The organism is Amorphoplanes friuliensis DSM 7358 (genome assembly GCF_000494755.1).
GTDB classification, from domain to species: Bacteria; Actinomycetota; Actinomycetes; order Mycobacteriales; family Micromonosporaceae; genus Actinoplanes; species Actinoplanes friuliensis.
Window position 1 is genome coordinate 908,581 of sequence record NC_022657.1, and the last position, 16,130, is coordinate 924,710.

The following is a 16,130-nucleotide window of genomic DNA, read 5'->3' on the forward strand; positions in this document are numbered from 1 at the left end:
TGCCGAGATGACGCTGGCTGATCCGATGGAAAAGCTCTCCGTCCGGCTGCGCACCGGCACGCGGATGGATCATGACGCGGCCCAGGGCAGCGGCTTCCTCGACCGGCTCGCCGCGGGTGAGTTGCCGCGGCAGGCCTACGCCGATCTGGCCACGCAGCACTGGTTCATCTACGAGACGCTGGAGCAGGCGGCCGCGGTGATGGCCACCGACTCCGTGGCCGGCAGTTTTGTCTTCCCGGAGCTGACCCGGTTGCCGGCGCTGACCGACGACCTCGAGACACTGCTCGGTCCGGGGCCGCAGCTCACGCCGCTGCCCGCCACCACGGAATACTGCGCCCGGCTGCGTGCGGTCGCGTTCGACCACCCGTGGGGTTTTGTCGCGCATCACTACACGCGGTATCTCGGCGACCTGTCCGGCGGTCAGTACCTCGGCCCGGCCATCGCCAAGGCGTACGCCCTGAACGGCGCCGGCCACCGGTTCTTCGTCTTCGAGGGTGTCTCGCCGCCCGCGTTCCGCACCCGTTACCGCGAATTGCTCGACCAGGCAGCATTTGCCCCGGACGATGAACAGAAATTCCTCGCCGAGGTGACCGAGGCCTACCGGCTCAACATCGCGGTGCTGCGAGAGCTCAAGGAGCGCTGGGCATGACTTTCACCCCGGACGTGGTGGCGCAGATCGCCCGCCACATGAACGACGACCACGCCGACGATAACGTGCTGATCGTCCGCGGTCTCGGTGGCATCGACACCGCGAGCGCGGCCCGCATGTCCGGCCTGGACGCGGACGGCATGGACTTCGAGGCGACCGTCAACGGCATCGCCGTCCCGGTGCGGATCCCGTTCAGCGAACACCTGACCGAACGCCGCCAGGTACGTACGGAAGCGGTCCGGATGTATCAGCAGGCCTGCGCCGCTTTGGGCGTCGAACCCACGCACTAAGGCCTGTCCTGCCGATCTTGACGGCCCGCGCCGGGCCCAGCTTCCGCCTCGCTGCGCGGGCCGGATCGGCAGGATAGGCCCTGGAAAGCAGAACGGGTGCCTCGCCTGTCGGCGGGGCACCCGTTGTTGCTGGTCAGGGTCAGTCGTCGGAGCCGGTGCCTACGCCGGCCTCGGAGCCGCCGGACATCTCGCCCGGAGCGTCGGAGCCCTCGGCGCCGTCGGTGCCCTCGGTGCCGCCACCGGCACCACGGTTGCCGCGGCCACCACGCCGGCGACGACGCCGCGGGCGACCCGAGGCGTCGGTGTCGTCGGAGCCGCCTTCGCTGTCGCCCTCGTCGGGACCGCTGTCGGTCGACGTCACGGCCTCGGTGCCGTCCGCGAAGAGCGGAGCGACTGCTGTGCCCGTACCCTCGTCGGTTGTTGTCAGGGGGTCGCCTGCGCGGCGGCGGCGACGCTGCCGACGGGGACGGTCACCCGCCTCGTCGTCGGCCGGCGGTGCGGCGACCTCGGCGGCGGGGGAGGCGGGGGCGTCGTCACGGCGCGGGCCGCGGGACCGGTCGGTGCGACCCCGTCCGCGGGCCGAGTCGCGGCTGCCGTCACGACCGCCGTCGCGGCTGCCGCGGCGGCGGGTGCCACCCAGGTCTTCCTCGATCTCGGCGGACAGGCCGACCCGGGTCCGGACCGCGGTCGGCAGCGTGCCCGACACGTCGGAGGGGATGTCCAGGTCGGAGTAGAGCGCCGTGGACGTGTGGTAGGTCTCGGGCGGCTGCGGCATGTTGAGACCCATCGACTTGTCGATGAGCACCCAGCGCGGCATGTCCTCCCAGTCCACGAAGGTCACCGCAACACCGGTGGCGCCCGCGCGGCCGGTCCGGCCGATGCGGTGCGTGTAGGTGTCGGGGTCCTCGGGACAGTCGTAGTTGATCACGTGGGTGACACCCGAGACGTCGAGGCCACGGGCAGCCACGTCGGTCGCCACCAGCACGTCGATCTTGCCGGAGCGGAACGCGCGCAGGGCCCGCTCGCGGGCGCCCTGGCCCAGGTCGCCGTGGACGGCGGCCACCGCAAAACCGCGGAAGTCGAGGTCCTCGGCGACGCGGTCGGCGGCCCGCTTGGTGCGGGTGAAGATCATCGTCAGGCCGCGCTCGCGGGCCTGCAGGATGCGGGCGACCATCTCCAGCTTGTTCAGCGGGTGGGTGCGGTAGACGACCTGCTTGGTCAGCGGTGACGGGCCGCTGTCCGAGGTGTGGCCCGCGTGGATGGTCACCGGGTGGTTCAGGAAGCGGCGGCTCAGCGCGACGATCGGGTCCGGCATGGTCGCCGAGAAGAGCATCGTCTGGCGCTCGGAGGGGAGCATGGCCAGGATCTTCTCGACGTCCTCGAGGAAACCGAGGTCGAGCATGCGGTCGGCCTCGTCGAGCACGAGTGCCTTGATCGAGCCGAGCTTCAGCTGCTTTTGCTTGGCCAGGTCGAGCAGGCGGCCGGGGGTGCCGACCAGGATCTCGACGCCCTTCTTCAGCGTCTCGACCTGCGTCTCGTAGGCGACACCGCCGTAGATCGGCAGCACGCGCACACCGCGGGTGCTGCCCGCGGCGGCGATGTCACGGGCGACCTGCAGACCCAGCTCGCGGGTCGGGACGACGATGAGCGCCTGCGGCTGGCCGTCGGCACCCTCGCTGGGGGCGAGCACCCGCTCGAGCAGGGGCAGGCCGAAGCCGAGGGTCTTGCCGGTGCCGGTGGGGGCCTGACCGATCAGGTCGGTGCCGCGCAGGGCGATGGGAAGGGCGTACTCCTGGATCGCGAACGCCCGGGTGATGCCGGCCGAGGCCAGCGCCTCGACGGTCTCCGCCCGGACGCCCAGCTCGGCGAACGTGGGGCTGTCCGCGCGTACGGGCGCGCGGGTCAGGACGGGGACCAGGGCAGGTTCAGATTCGATGTTCTCGATGTCGGTCATGAAGTTCTACGGGTGCCTCTCGTGGTGCGCCCGTCGAATTCCTGGGGCGCGGTCTGGATAGGGCGCGGGCCACACGCGAGATGCTCGCGGGCCGCACGCGCGTCGCCGCGGCGACTCGAATTGACGAGCCGACGTCGACGGCGACAGGAGAAGTCTACCCGACAGAGAGATTCCGCACCTCAGGGCGAAGGTGACGGTGCTGTATAGAAACGGCAGGACACCCTGGAGCGGGCACCCTGCCGTTCTGTCGCGCGTCGTGACTATCGAGTGGTGAAGCCGAACGGCCGCTCGGACTTCTCGGCGATCTCCACGTAGGCCACCTTGGCGATCGGAACGATCACCTTGCGGCCCTTCTCGTCGGTCAGGGTGAGAACGCCGTCCTTGGCCATTGCCTCGGTCACGGCCTGCTCGACCTCGGCCTGAGTCTGCGCGCTCTCCAGCACCAGCTCGCGCTGGGCGTACTGCACGCCGATCTTGACCTCCACGGGGGTCCTCCCTTTCAGATGGCTACCGATATGAAGGCTAGCCGATTTCCCCGGACGTACCGGGCGTTGACTCACCCTGCAGCGGGAAGCTGGCGATACCCCGCCAGATCAGGGCGGCGACCAGGGCTTCCGCCTCGGCCTTGGGCGTCTGCCGTCCGGTGGCGAGCCAGTACTGCGCCGCCTGGCCGGCCGCGCCGACGAGCCCCGATGCCAGCAACTCGGCGTTGGCGGTGTTCTGACCGGTGTCCGAGACGACCGTGTCGGTGACCGCGGCGATGCAGCCCTGCTCGACCCGCTCGACACGTTCGCGGACCTGCGGGTCGTTGCGCAGGTCGGACTCGAAGACCAGCCGGAACGCCTCGCTCTCGTGGTCGACGAAGTCGAAGTAGGCCTGGACGGCCCCCTTGACGCGTTCCTTGTTGTCCGGAGTCGCCAGCATCGCACCACGCACCTTGGCGATTATCGCGTCGCAGTGGGTGTCCAGCAGGGCCAGGTAGAGCTCCAGCTTGCCGGGGAAGTGCTGGTAGAGCACGGGTTTGGAGACGCCGGCCCGTTCGGCGATCTCGTCCATGGCGGCGGCGTGGTAGCCCTGTGCCACGAAGATCTGCTGCGCGGCGGCAAGCAGTTGCTTACGGCGCGCGGAGCGCGGCAGACGCGTAGGGCGCCCCGCCGTCTGTGCTCCGCCTGACGCAGCGGTCATGTCAACCTCCGAGACTTGTTCCCCCGCGCCTTGGGCGCAGATTGCCCGGTTCGCCGTCTGTCGCATTCCGGGCGGGCAATTGTCGCGACGCTGCAACTTATCGCCACTGCAACCACACGGTAGCCTCAGCGGGGGGCAAGCGAGGAGCGCGCGGTGGACGAAACAGGGCATTCCGGGGACACCGGTGCGGCCGAGGGCGGCACTGGTGCTGAGTCGCGTGACCGCACCCTGCTGAACGGATGGGCCTCGCGTGAGAGCCCGTGGTCCAACGCGGGCTCCGCCCTGGACCCGGAGACCGAGGTCCCGGCCTGGCGCCGGCCCGGCACCGAGGTCCGGCCGTTCACCCAGGAGAGGCCCCTTCCGACGGACACTCCTTCGGGGGAGATCCGGCCCTTCGCCACTCCACCGCCACCGCCGTCCTTCTCCCCGGCCAGCCCGGCCTCCACACCGCCGGCGCCGTCCGGCCCGCCGCGGACGGAGAACGCCGCGGCACCCCGCTGGTCCGACAGCCGGTCCCGCTATCAGGACCTGCTGTCCCACCTGTCACCCAACGGCAGCGAGCCCCGGCAGAACGAGCCGCCCCGCGCCGCGGAGCCTCCGCAGCCCGTACGCCCCGATCCGCTCTCGCCGGAGTTGCTGCGGCCGGACGCGCAGGACACCAGCGAGCTGCGCGCCGTCAACGGCAACCTGCCCGCCAGCGCCCCGCCGTACCCGTACGAGGGTGATCTCGACGATGTCCGGCGGGAGCCACCACGCCCGTCCGCCGGCCAGCAGCGTGCGGCTGTGCCCGCCGAGCGGCCGTTCCCGGCGGTGCGTCCCGCGACGCCCGGCGGACGCCGCGCCGACTGGGCGACCTCGGAGTCCGCACGGCACGCCCTCGACCCGCCGACACCCATGGAAGGCCTGCCCAGGGTGTCCAAGCCCGTGGCTACCGACCAGTCACGTTCCGGCGATCAAGGCGTGAGCCGGCCGTCGTACGATCCCTCCAGCTTCCCCCGCCGGCTGCCGTACGAGAGCGCTGACACCCCTGCCGGTTACGCCCGCCCGGCCGGAGACCCCGGTGCCGCGGGCGCGGGGGAGCAGTCGTTCCCCGCGTTGCCGCAGCGCGTACCGGCCCAGCCGGACGTGCCCACCGTCCCGGAGCCGCCGTCCGTGGAGCCACCCGCCGAGACCCCCGCGCTGGCCCGCATCGCGACGCACCTGCGCCGCGATGACGTGCTGTCGTCGCAGGAGCGGCAGGAAGGGTTCGATGTGAACGCCATCCTGGAGGCCGTGCGTGAGGTCGAGGGGGTCCGCGACGCGTCGCTGCGGTCGACCCCGGCCGGGGCGCACAGCCTGCGGCTGGACCTCTCCGAGGGCGCCGACCCCGCCGAGGTGAGCCGCCAGGTCGCGCGGCTGCTGCAGGACAGGATGGGTCTGGACGCCGCGATGCAGGGCGCGACCCCGCTGCCCGGCTCGCAGACGCCGGTCGCCGCACCACGGTCCGCCCCGCCCGCGCCGACACCGATGTCACCGCCGGCTCCGGCACCCCGGTCGGCCCCTCCGTCGTACGTTCCGCGGCCCCAGCAGGCTCCGCCGGCCGCGCAGGCGTCCGGGCCACCCGCTGCTCAGGCCTCCGCGCCGCCCGCGCCGCCCGCCCCGGCGGCGCCGTTCGTGCCGAGCCAGCCCAACCCGGCCGGCCGCGCGGCACCGGGTTATGCCACCGGCGCCACGTCCGGGTTCACCGAGTCGGTCCCGAGCAACGTCGAGCCCGCGCCGCCGCGCCCGCTCGACCCGGGTGAGCGCCCCGGCCCGCGCGTGATGATCGAGAGCGTGCAGGTCAACACGTTCGGCACCGAGGCGACCGTCGAGGTCCGGCTCACCGTCAACGGCCTGATCACCTCGGGGGAGGCGACCGGTCCCGCCGTCGACGGCTACCTGCTGCGGCTCTGCGCGATGGCCACCGCCAGTGCGGTCGACGAGCTGCTCACCCACTCCGACCACGCCGACGGGCCCGCCAAGTGCTTCGTCGAGCACGCGGGTTCCGTACCGTTCGGATCCATGCAGGTTGCTGTGGTTGTTTTGCTGCTGTCGGTCGGTGGCTGGGTCGAGCAGCTCTCCGGCTCCGCGGTGATCACCGGGGACGACCGCCAGGCCATGGTCCGCGCCACACTCGCCGCGATAAACCGCCGTCTTGAGGCACTGTTGTCCTGATGAAGGGTGCAATCCTCGCGGCGGACGACGTCCTGCCGCCCGAAGGCGACGGCCCGCCGCCGTGGCCCGCGCGTCGCGTCACGATCGACGGCGAGATGCTCCACATCCGTGACACCCCGGCGACAGCCCCGGGCGCCGAGCCGGCGGTCTTCGTGCACGGCCTCGGCGGCTCCTCGCAGAACTGGACGGACTTCGCCTCGCTGTTGTCCGACCGCTTCGACGCCCAGGCCGTCGACCTGCCCGGATTCGGCTACAGCGACCCCACCCGGCGCTACTCCATCCCGTCGTTCGCCGACAAACTCATCGGCTACCTCGAATACGCCGACCGCGGCCCGGTCCATCTCGTCGGCAACTCCCTCGGCGGTTCGATCTCGGTACGCGTGGCAGCGCTGCGCCCCGACCTGATCAAGACGCTCACGCTGATCTCGCCGGCCATGCCCTTCCTCGACCCCCGGCGGACGGCCCAGGGCCCGATGCTGCCCCTGCTCGCTCTGCCCCGCGCCGAACGCCTCTTCGCGTGGGGCCTCGCCCGCCTCACCCCCGAGCAGATGGCCGAGCAGGTGCTGCTGGCCTGCTTCGGCGACACCACCAAGGTCAGCCCGCAGCGCCGCGTCGAGGCCATCGAGGAGATCAAGCTCCGGCACACCGTCGCCCACTACCCCAAGGCCTACCTCGGTACGCTGCGCGGGCTCGTGTCCAGCTTCCTCCGGGCGTACCTGCCGGGGGTTAACTCGCAGTGGCGTCTGGCCGCCCGGATCACCGCGCCCACCCTGGTCATCGGCGGTCTGAAGGACGAGCTGGTCGACCCGCGCGTGCCCGCCCAGGTCGCCAAGGTCATCCCGGACAGCCGCCTGCTGATCCTCCCCGGCGTCGGCCACGTCGCCCAGATGGAAGTCCCCCGCCTGGTCGCGCGCGGGGTCGTCGGCATGCTCGAGGACGTCAACTCGCCGATCGGCTGAAGCCCGGCGTGACGCACGTCGCCCAGAACATTCCTGCGGCACCCGCACCCCTGTGCGCTGTGGCACTCTGACGCCTGATGATCCAGACCCGCATCCCGCTGAGGCCTGCCGCCGCGCCCGACAACGGACGCGAGCGGCTGCGCCGGTGGTGGATCGCGGCCCTGGTCATCGCCGTCCTGGCGATCGCGGGCGCGGCGCTCCTCCCGTCCTTCCTGCGGCCCGCAGCGGCGCCCGTCGCTGCACCGCCCTCAGCCTTGCCCTCTGTCTCGCCGTCGCCCTCTTTGTCGCCGTCGCCGTCACCTTCGGTTTCCGCCACCTCCGTCTCCGCGCCGCAGGATCTCCTGCTCCTCCCCGGCCGGGTGCCCACGCGCGGTTCGGGCAAGTTCGCGTACGCGCCGGGCCGCGGCAAGGTGCTCGGCTCCAAAGGGCAGCTCAAACGCTTCCGCGTCGCGGTCGAACAGGGCAGCAACGAGGACGTGGCCGCCTTCGCCGCGCAGGTCGAGGCGACACTCGGCGACAAACGCAGCTGGATCGGCGACGGGCAACTCCGGCTGCAGCGTGTGCCCGGCAACGAGTCCGCGACCTTCACCGTGTACCTGGCGACCCGCGAAACCGCCGGCAAAATGTGCCGCCGCGGCGGAGTCAACATCACGGTCGCCGGCCGCCCGTACACGTCGTGCCGCGCCACCGGCCAGGCGATCATCAACCTCGACCGGTGGCGGCTGTCGTCCCGGCCGTACCTCACGGCGAAGATCCCCCTCGCGGTCTACCGCCAGTACGTCCTGAACCACGAAGTCGGCCACGAACTCGGCCGCCACCACGAAGGCTGCCCCAAACGCGGCGGCCCGGCCCCGGTGATGGTCCAGCAGACCCTGACCCTGCGCGGTTGCGTCCCCTATGCGTGGCCCCGTCGGGGAAACCACCGTTTTGTGGGCCCAAGCCTCTGACCTGGCACCTCAACCGTTCGGTCGGCCTCCACCGTGGTTCTGAGGAGGTCTCGCGAAACGCCTGTGACGCCCGCCCGCCTCTGGCACTCTGGCGTATGTTATGGCAAAAGCGACAAAAGGTTCCGCAGCTCCTCGGGCCGCCGCTGAGGACCTGCCCACCCGGGACCAGACGACGGCGACCGTCCGGCGCAACCCGCCACCCTCCGCGGGCAAACCGCCAGTCTCCGCACGCCGTAAGTCGGCCTCCGCGCCTGACCCGGCGGTTACCGCGCTCAACCCGGCGGCCTCTGCTTTCGGCCAGGCGGCGTCCGTCCTTGATCCGGCGGCCCCCGTGCTGGGCCCGGCGGCGTCCGTCCTTGATCCGGCGGCCTCTGCGCTCGGCCCGGCGGGCTCCGCGCGCAAGGCGGTAGCTGCGGGGCGCAACGCCCGTCGGCCGAGTGCCACCGCAGCCGGCCGTGCCCAGAATGCATCCCCACTCAACCCCACGGGGACACCCGCCATGCCCGAATCACCTGACACCGCCGCACCCACGTCTGCTGCCTCGCCCGCGTCCACCGCCTTGCTTGCGTCAGGTGCTGCCGAGGCGAGTCCTGCTGCCCGCACGCGCCGGACCGCCGCCGCGGCAGGTGCCGAGCCGACGCCCATCCGGCGCCGGAAGCCGGCCGCCGTCAAGGCCGCCGCAGCGCCCGCTGCCGAAGCTCCGAGTCCTGACGCTCTGGTTACCGAGGCCGCCAAGGCAGCGACAAAGGTCGCAGGCCGGCCCCGCTCGCCGAAGGAACCGGAATCGCCGAAGCCGATCAGCGCGGCCCGGCCGGGCGCGAAGTCGGCCGGCCTGGCGTCCAACCCCGAAACGTCCGGCGTGGCCGAGGTTTCGGGACCAGCCCTGCCCGCCGCGAAGCCAGCACGCCAGGCCAGGCCTGCGGCCGCGAAATCTGCCGATCCGGTCGTGCTCGCGACCGCGAAGTCATCCGACCCAGCGAGGTCTGCGGTCGCGAAGTCCGCTGGCCCGGCCAGGTCTGCGACCGCGAAGTCGGCTGGTTCGGCCAGGTCTGCGGCGACGAAGTCGGCTGGTCCGACGGGCTCGGCCGCGGTGTCTGACGTTGCGAAGTCGGCTGCAGCTTCGGGGATGACGTCGATCGGCTCGGTGAGGGCTGCTCGTGTGACCCGGTCGAGTCTGCCCGCCGAATCAACCGGGACCGGCGCGGGGACCCCCGCACGGGCGGTTGCGGCCAGGTCTACGCCGAACAAGTCCGCCGTGACTGAGCGAACGACGCCACCGGCGAAGTCGGCCCGGGCCGGTGCAGGGCCTGCCAAGTCAGCCGCCTCGGCTGGGCGGGCAGCCACCAAAGCTGCTGCGACCAAGAGCACGGGGTCGAGCAGGTCGGCGACTGCGGGAGCTACCGCCGGCAGGACGACGGCTGGCTCGGCGGCATCGTCGGCGGCGGCGAAGGCTGCCCCCGTGAAGACCGCTGCCGGAACGCGGGCGCCTGCAAAGTCGGCTGCTGCCTCGGCTACCGGTGCGAAGCCGACGGCGGCGAAAGCCGCGACCACGAAGGTGGCAGGGACAACGGCCGCTCCCGGCAAAGCTGCCGCAGCGAAGGCTGTATCGGCCAAGACCCCGGCCACCAAGGCCACACCTGCCAAGACCGCGACGGCCAGGACCGCGACCACAAAGACTGCGACGGCAAAGGGCACGACGGTAAGGGCCGCGACGGCAAAGGCCGCGCCTGCGAAGACGGCCGCGACGAAAACCGCCACGACCGGAACCGCCACGACCGGAACCGCCACGACCGGAACCGCCACGACCGGAACCGCCACGACCGGAACCGCCACGACCGGAACCGCCGGGACCAAAACCGCCGGGACCAAAACCGCCGTCACCAAGGCGGCACCGACGAAGGCTGCGGCGGCAAAGGCAGCATCCGCAAAGACCACTGCGACGAAGGCAGCACCCGCGAAGGCAGCGCCCGCAAAGACCACAGCGGCCAAGGCAACCAGCGCTTCACCATCCAACGCTGCGCCTTCCAAAGCCGCGGCGGCGCACTCTGCTCCCGCCAAAGCTGCGGCGACAAACGCTGCTCCCGCCAAAGCTGCGGCGACAAACGCTGGTCCTGCCAAAGCTGCGGCGACGAACGGTGGTTCTGCCAGGGCCGCGGCTACAAATGCCGCTCCTGCCAACGCGGCAACGACGAACGTCGGTTCTGCCAAGGCCGCCCCGGCGAACGCCGCGCCTTCCGACGCTGCGACGACAAACGCTGGTCTGGGCAAGGCGACCGTGACTAACGCCGCGTCTGCCAACGCGGCGGAGACAAACGTTGGTTCTGCCAAGGGCACCGCGACGAATGCCGCTCCCACCAACGCGGCGGGGACGAACGTTGGGTCTGCCAAGCCCGCGGCGACGAATACTGGACCCGCCAAGGCTGCGGCGACGAATCCTGCGCCGGCCAGGACTGCCCCGACCAAGGCCGGCCCGGCCAAGGGTGCGCCCGACGCGGTTGCGCCGGCCACGGCCGTGTCCGCCGAGGGCGCGGGCTCGAAGGTTGCTCCGGCGAAGGCGCCGGCCAAGGCTGCACCCAGCAGGTCGGCAGTCGCCAAGCCCGATCAGCCGCCCGCCCCGAAGGCCGCGCGGACCACGGCGACATCCGCACAGGCCAAGGCGACGACGGCGCAGGGTCCCGCGACGGCGACAAACACCTCCACTGACGCGACACCAACAACATCGGACGATCCTGCAAAGGCAGCAACTCCCGCAAAGCCTGCTGCGCCGACGTTCGCAAAAGCCACTTCCCCGAAAGCCGCTGCTGCCCCGACCGGGACCGCTGCGCACGACAGCACGGCAAGTCAGGCTGCTTCCGGCGGGGAACAGAGCGTCGGAGCCGCCACGCAGGAGCCGGCGGCAAAGCTCGACCCCGCGTTGAACACACCCAACCCCGAGCTCCGGGACCCCGACGGAACAGCTCCCGGCGGCGGGCAGGCAACGGTCAAGCCGGAAACCCCGCCGAAGCGACCCCGCCGAACCCCGCCCAAGGACCCGAAACCGACAACGTTCACCGCAGCCGGCGAAGCGGGTAGCGGAACGACGACTAAGCGCGCCGGCAAAGCAAAAGCGGAACCGGTGAATGTCGACTCGGCCATCGCCGCAGCGGCTGGTAGCGCCGACACCCAGGCCGCCTTCGGACGACCCGCAGCAGCCGAAACCGCCGAACTGGCCGAGATCGTCGAGGCAGCGAACCACCCCGGCAGCAGGTCAGGCGGGGTGGCCACAGCAGGAAACCGGCCCGCGGACAGCGACAGCGCCACCCTGCAACTGCCGGTCGTTCCGCGGATTCCGTCCGCGGAGCCGCCGCCCGCCGCCGGGCCGCCGATGATCATTCCGCCGCCGCTGGTGATGCCGCCGGATGCGGATGCTGTCATCGAGGGGGAGGCTTCCGACACCGTTGTGCTGGCGCCGCCCGCTACGCGGATGTACCAGAAGCGGCGTCGTGCGGCCGTCCTGGTTTTCCTGATTCTTGCGACCGCCGTCCTCGTGGTAGGCCAGATCATGCGTAACGAAGGCAGTGACCAGTCGTCCCGGGTCGTGCCGGCGGCCTCCGTGCTGCCGCCGCTGGTGGGACCGGCGACCGGGGGAAACCTGGAGCCGACGTCCGCCGCGAGCACCGCGCCGGCCCGGCGTACGGCTCCCGCGGTGCCGCCGGACGCGGCTGACAAGGCGCCGACCAGGTCCACCCTGGCCGCGTCGAGTGGTGGGTTCGTGTTTGCCGGTGGGTACGGGCCGGTGCTCGGGTCGACGGGTACGTTGCGGCGTTTCAAGGTTGCTGTGGAGAAGACGCTGGGTCAGGGGAACGGTGGGAAGTTCGCCGACGAGGTCGACCGGGTGCTGGGGGATCCGCGGAGCTGGATCGCCGGGCGGCAGTTCCGGTTGCAGCGGGTGCCGCAGTCGGCTGCCTCCGAGTTCACGATCTACCTGGCGTCGGCGAAGACGTCCGAGCGGATGTGCTCCGACGGCGGGTTGAAGACCAAGGGGTTCACCTCGTGCCGGCTGCCGGGGCAGGTGGTCATCAATCAGGACCGGTGGCAGGACGCCGTGCCGGACTACGACGCGCCGCTCGAGGTCTACCGGGCATACGCGATCAACCATGAGGTGGGGCACCAGCTCGGCCACGGTCACGAGGCTTGTGCCGGTAAGGGTGAGCCCGCGCCGGTCATGATGCAGCAGACTTACGGCCTCAAGGGGTGTGTGGCGAACTCCTGGCCGTACCTGGACGGGAAGCGCTACGCGGGCAACCCCATCGACTGACGGCTAATTCCCTCGTCCCGCATGTCGGGCCGGTGTTCCACGTCATGTCCATTCCGGCGGGGAACGAGCAACAATGGGTGGCGCACCTTACCGCCGATCCCGGGGAGTTCACCGTGTCACTGCCCCCGCTCGTCGAGCCGGCCCCAGAGCTGAGCGTCGACGAGATCCGCCGCTATTCGCGTCACCTGATCATCCCCGACGTCGGGATGGACGGGCAGAAGCGGCTGAAGAACGCCAAGGTCCTGGCCGTCGGCGCGGGTGGTCTCGGCTCTCCCGCGCTGCTCTACCTGGCCGCGGCCGGTGTCGGCACGCTCGGCATCATCGACTTCGACACCGTCGACGAGTCCAACCTTCAGCGGCAGATCATCCACGGCATGTCCGACGTGGGCCGGCCCAAGGCCGAGTCCGCCGCCGACAGCATCCGGGAGATCAACCCGCTGGTGAACGTGGTCATCCACAACACCGCGCTGGACCGTGACAACGTCAAGGACATCTTCAGCCAGTACGACCTGATCGTCGACGGCACCGACAACTTCGCGACCCGCTACATGGTCAACGACGCTGCGGTGCTGCTCGGCAAGCCGTACGTGTGGGGTTCGATCTACCGCTTCGACGGCCAGGCGTCCGTCTTCTGGGAGGAGCACGGTCCCTGCTACCGCTGCCTCTACCCGGAGCCGCCGCCGCCCGGCATGGTTCCGTCCTGCGCCGAGGGTGGCGTCCTCGGTGTGCTCTGCGCGTCGATCGGCTCGATCCAGGTCAACGAGGCCATCAAGCTGATCACGGGCATCGGTGAGCCGCTGGTCGGCAAGCTGATGGTCTACGACGCGCTGGAGATGGAATACCGCAAGATCAAGGTTCGCAAGGACCCGAACTGCGCGCTCTGCGGCGAGAACCCGACGGTCACCGACCTGCTCGAGGACTACGACGACTTCTGCGGCGCGGTCTCCGAGGAGGCTCAGGAGGCGACGCTCAACGCCACGATCACGGCGCGTGAGCTCAAGGACTGGCAGGACTCCGGCAAGGACCTGTTCCTGGTCGACGTCCGCGAGCCCGCCGAGTTCGAGATCGTCAGCATCCCGGGTGCGACCCTGATCCCCAAGGGCGAGATCCTGTCCGGCGAGGCGCTCTCGCGCTTCCCGCAGGACCGGCAGATCGTGCTGCACTGCAAGTCGGGTGTGCGGTCGGCCGAGGCCCTCGCGGCGCTCAAGGCGGCCGGCTTCAAGGACGCCGTGCACGTCCAGGGTGGCGTGGTCTCCTGGGTCAACACCGTGGACCCGTCACTCCCGTCCTACTGAGCCAGCGAACGCCGGAACGGCCGTCATCCGTACAGGGGTGACGGCCGTTCTGGTTACTCGGAGCGACCGCAAAGGACGGATACGACCTAAAAGACAGTTGACTCGACAGCGCAGCGGAACCGTCAGCTGAGCTGTAGCGTCACGGTCGTGGTCGATATCGACGCCGCCATCAGGTACGTCGTGACAAACGGCGATCCTGTGGAGCGGGCGAGACTTGCCTACCTGCGGGCCGGCACACCGCCCCCGCCGCCCGCCCTCGTACGCCTCGAGGCGGACCAGACGGCGGCGGGTGGCTGGCCGGCGGGCGGTGACAGCACCGTGCCGTCGATCGATGCGACCTGTTTCCGCCTCGCCGAGCTGGATGATCTCGGCGGTCTCCACGGCGCGCAGGTCGACCGCGCTCTGGCCTGGCTGGCGGCGGTGCAGCACAACGACGGCTCCTGGCAGGAGGACCAGTCCCTGGCGGCCGAGGCCCCGGCCTGGGCCATGCCCGGTGACCCGGAGGCGACGCTCTACCTGACCGCGGTCGCGGGCTTCTGGATCACCGTTGCCGAGGTCGAGGCGCACCCGCATCACGAGGTGCCGCCGACCTACGAGCGCACGCTGGCGGCCGCGACCCGTTTTGTGGCCGCACAGCTGCGCCCGGACGGCAGCTGGCCGTCCTTCCTGGCCGCCGGCTGGCACGCGGCGGGGCTGCTCCACGAGCAGCAGCACTTCTACGAGTCGGCGCGGGTGCAGCTCGTCCTGGGTGATCGTATGGAGGACATGTCACCGGCCGAGGTCGCGAACATGGCCGCGGCACTGCGCAGGGTCAACCTCGGTGATGACTGGCTGTTGCAGAGCGCCCGCAAACGCCTCGGGGAGACTCAGCGTAAGGACGGCGGCTGGGACAGCGACGAGGGCCCGCTCTTCGACGTGAACACGACCCTGATCGCCATTCGAGCCTGCAAAACCTGAGGTCAAGAGCTTGTTTGCCACGGTCCGTGCATGGCCCGGACCGCCGCTCCCGCGGGGACCGGGCGCGGGCGGCCACTCGCCCAGGGGCTCGTGAACGGCCGCCCGCACCCTGCCAGGTCCGTGCTCGGCAAGACCAAAATCAGCGTGTGTGACCGTTGCCGGTGACGATGTACTTCGTGGAGGTCAGCTCCGGGAGGCCCATCGGCCCGCGGGCGTGGAGCTTCTGGGTGCTGATGCCGATCTCCGCGCCGAAGCCGAACTCGCCGCCGTCGGTGAACCGCGTCGAGGCGTTGATCATCACGGCGGCGGCGTCGACCCGGGCCGAGAAGCGGCGGGCCGCCGCGAGGTTCTCGGTCACGATCGCCTCGGTGTGCCCGGTGCCGTAGCGCCGGATGTGGTCGAGGGCGTCGTCCAGCGAGTCGACCACGGCGACCGAGATGTCCGCGGACAGGTATTCCGTGCCCCAGTCCTCATCCGTCGCCGGGACCACACCGTCGAGGCCGGCGACCCGGGGATCACCGTGCACGGTCACACCGGCGGCGATCAGCTCCTCGACGACCAGCGGCAGGAAGGACGAGGCCAGCGTCGCGTGCACCAGCAGCGACTCCGCGGTGTTGCACGTCGACAGGCGCTGCGTCTTCGAGTTCAGCACCACCCCGAGGGCTTTTTCGAGGTCGGCGCCCTCGTCCACGTACACATGGCAGTTGCCGACGCCGGTTTCGATCACCGGGACCGTCGACTCCTCCACGACCGCCTTGATCAGCGACGCGCCGCCGCGGGGGATCAGGACGTCGACCAGGCCGCGGGCCCGCATCAGCTCCTTGACCGAGTCGCGGGTCGTGGCGTCCAGCAGCTGGATCGCGTTCGCCGGCAGGTTCGAGTCGGCGACGGCCTTGCGCAGCACCGACACGATCGCGGCGTTCGAGCTGAACGCCGAGCCGGAACCCCGCAGCAGCACGGCGTTGCCGGACTTCAGGCAGATGCCGGCGGCGTCGGCGGTCACGTTGGGCCGGCCCTCGTAGATGATGCCGACCACGCCGAACGGCACGCGGACCTGCCGCAGCTCCAGACCGTTGGCCAGGGTGGACCCGCGCACCACGTCTCCGACCGGGTCGGGCAGCGCGGCCAGCTGCCGCAGACCTTCGGCCATCGCGGCAACCCGCTCGGTGGTCAGCGTCAGCCTGTCGATCATGGCCTCGGACAACCCCCCGGCACGGGCGTTCTCCACGTCCACGGCGTTGGCGGTGACGATGTCGCCGGCCCGCTCGACGAGCCGGTCCGCCATCAGCAGCAACGCGGCGTCCTTGTCGGCGCGGGTCGCGGTGGCCAGGTCGATCGCGGCCACCCGGGCCTCGGCGGCCTGCTCAAGCACAGTCATGACGACTCCCTGATCGTTGTGCCGCG

Annotated in this window: 13 protein-coding genes; 8 read left to right on the top strand and 5 right to left on the bottom strand. The window is 70.9% G+C overall.

Annotated elements, in window-relative coordinates; all coding sequences use genetic code 11:
- Nucleotides 1–7 precede the first annotated feature (7 nt).
- Nucleotides 8–649 (top strand): biliverdin-producing heme oxygenase, encoded by a 642-nt coding sequence (locus AFR_RS04135; RefSeq protein WP_023358053.1) that lies wholly within the window; start codon nucleotides 8–10, stop codon nucleotides 647–649.
- Nucleotides 646–939, top strand: a complete 294-nt coding sequence (locus AFR_RS04140) for a DUF2470 domain-containing protein (RefSeq protein WP_023358054.1) — start codon at nucleotides 646–648, stop codon at nucleotides 937–939. The genes AFR_RS04135 and AFR_RS04140 overlap by 4 nt, the downstream gene beginning before the upstream one ends.
- A gap of 139 nt (nucleotides 940–1,078) precedes the next feature.
- Here AFR_RS04140 and AFR_RS04145 read toward each other — a convergent pair whose 3' ends face one another.
- The 3 genes from AFR_RS04145 to AFR_RS04155 form a co-directional block, all read right to left on the bottom strand.
- Complete coding sequence (locus tag AFR_RS04145; protein WP_023358055.1) at nucleotides 1,079–2,893, bottom strand: DEAD/DEAH box helicase; 1,815 nt, start codon at nucleotides 2,891–2,893, stop codon at nucleotides 1,079–1,081.
- A gap of 260 nt (nucleotides 2,894–3,153) precedes the next feature.
- Entirely contained in the window at nucleotides 3,154–3,378 is a 225-nt protein-coding gene (locus AFR_RS04150) for a DUF3107 domain-containing protein (RefSeq protein WP_023358056.1), read from the bottom strand.
- 37 nt (nucleotides 3,379–3,415) lie between these two features.
- Nucleotides 3,416–4,078 (bottom strand): TetR/AcrR family transcriptional regulator, encoded by a 663-nt coding sequence (locus AFR_RS04155; protein ID WP_041840594.1) that lies wholly within the window; start codon nucleotides 4,076–4,078, stop codon nucleotides 3,416–3,418.
- Between the two features lie 153 nt (nucleotides 4,079–4,231).
- Here AFR_RS04155 and AFR_RS04160 point away from each other — a divergent pair, with 153 nt between their 5' ends.
- From AFR_RS04160 to AFR_RS04170, 3 genes are all read left to right on the top strand, one after another.
- Nucleotides 4,232–6,271 (top strand): hypothetical protein, encoded by a 2,040-nt coding sequence (locus AFR_RS04160; protein ID WP_023358058.1) that lies wholly within the window; start codon nucleotides 4,232–4,234, stop codon nucleotides 6,269–6,271.
- Nucleotides 6,271–7,230, top strand: coding sequence for an alpha/beta fold hydrolase (locus AFR_RS04165; protein ID WP_023358059.1), 960 nt, complete (start codon nucleotides 6,271–6,273; stop codon nucleotides 7,228–7,230). Before AFR_RS04160 ends, AFR_RS04165 begins: the two co-directional genes overlap by 1 nt.
- A gap of 77 nt (nucleotides 7,231–7,307) precedes the next feature.
- The gene (locus tag AFR_RS04170; RefSeq protein ID WP_023358060.1) at nucleotides 7,308–8,177 is read left to right on the top strand and encodes a DUF3152 domain-containing protein; all 870 of its coding nucleotides are present in this window, start codon (nucleotides 7,308–7,310) and stop codon (nucleotides 8,175–8,177) included.
- A gap of 9 nt (nucleotides 8,178–8,186) precedes the next feature.
- Here AFR_RS04170 and AFR_RS46645 read toward each other — a convergent pair whose 3' ends face one another.
- Nucleotides 8,187–10,190 carry a hypothetical protein gene (locus AFR_RS46645; protein ID WP_158510507.1) on the bottom strand — a complete coding sequence of 668 codons (2,004 nt, stop codon included), beginning with the start codon at nucleotides 10,188–10,190 and terminating at the stop codon, nucleotides 8,187–8,189.
- Between the two features lie 1,102 nt (nucleotides 10,191–11,292).
- Between AFR_RS46645 and AFR_RS04180 the strand changes: the two genes are divergently transcribed.
- The 3 genes from AFR_RS04180 (at nucleotide 11,293) to AFR_RS04190 (ending at nucleotide 14,726) form a co-directional block, all read left to right on the top strand.
- Nucleotides 11,293–12,474, top strand: coding sequence for a DUF3152 domain-containing protein (locus AFR_RS04180; RefSeq protein ID WP_023358062.1), 1,182 nt, complete (start codon nucleotides 11,293–11,295; stop codon nucleotides 12,472–12,474).
- A 113-nt stretch (nucleotides 12,475–12,587) separates the two neighbouring features.
- Entirely contained in the window at nucleotides 12,588–13,769 is a 1,182-nt protein-coding gene (gene moeZ, locus AFR_RS04185) for an adenylyltransferase/sulfurtransferase MoeZ (RefSeq protein ID WP_023358063.1), read from the top strand.
- Between the two features lie 147 nt (nucleotides 13,770–13,916).
- Entirely contained in the window at nucleotides 13,917–14,726 is an 810-nt protein-coding gene (locus AFR_RS04190; protein ID WP_023358064.1) for a prenyltransferase/squalene oxidase repeat-containing protein, read from the top strand.
- A gap of 139 nt (nucleotides 14,727–14,865) precedes the next feature.
- Here AFR_RS04190 and AFR_RS04195 read toward each other — a convergent pair whose 3' ends face one another.
- Nucleotides 14,866–16,104, bottom strand: coding sequence for a glutamate-5-semialdehyde dehydrogenase (locus AFR_RS04195; RefSeq protein WP_023358065.1), 1,239 nt, complete (start codon nucleotides 16,102–16,104; stop codon nucleotides 14,866–14,868).
- Nucleotides 16,105–16,130 lie beyond the last annotated feature (26 nt).

Coding starts and splice junctions, on each gene's coding strand:
- AFR_RS04170 (WP_023358060.1), top strand. CDS start 7,308: ATGATCCAGACCCGCATCCCGCTGAGGCCTGCCGCCGCGCCCGACAAC.
- AFR_RS04135 (WP_023358053.1), top strand. CDS start 8: ATGACGCTGGCTGATCCGATGGAAAAGCTCTCCGTCCGGCTGCGCACC.
- AFR_RS04195 (WP_023358065.1), bottom strand. CDS start 16,104: ATGACTGTGCTTGAGCAGGCCGCCGAGGCCCGGGTGGCCGCGATCGAC.
- AFR_RS04140 (WP_023358054.1), top strand. CDS start 646: ATGACTTTCACCCCGGACGTGGTGGCGCAGATCGCCCGCCACATGAAC.
- AFR_RS04165 (WP_023358059.1), top strand. CDS start 6,271: ATGAAGGGTGCAATCCTCGCGGCGGACGACGTCCTGCCGCCCGAAGGC.
- AFR_RS04155 (WP_041840594.1), bottom strand. CDS start 4,078: ATGACCGCTGCGTCAGGCGGAGCACAGACGGCGGGGCGCCCTACGCGT.
- AFR_RS04145 (WP_023358055.1), bottom strand. CDS start 2,893: ATGACCGACATCGAGAACATCGAATCTGAACCTGCCCTGGTCCCCGTC.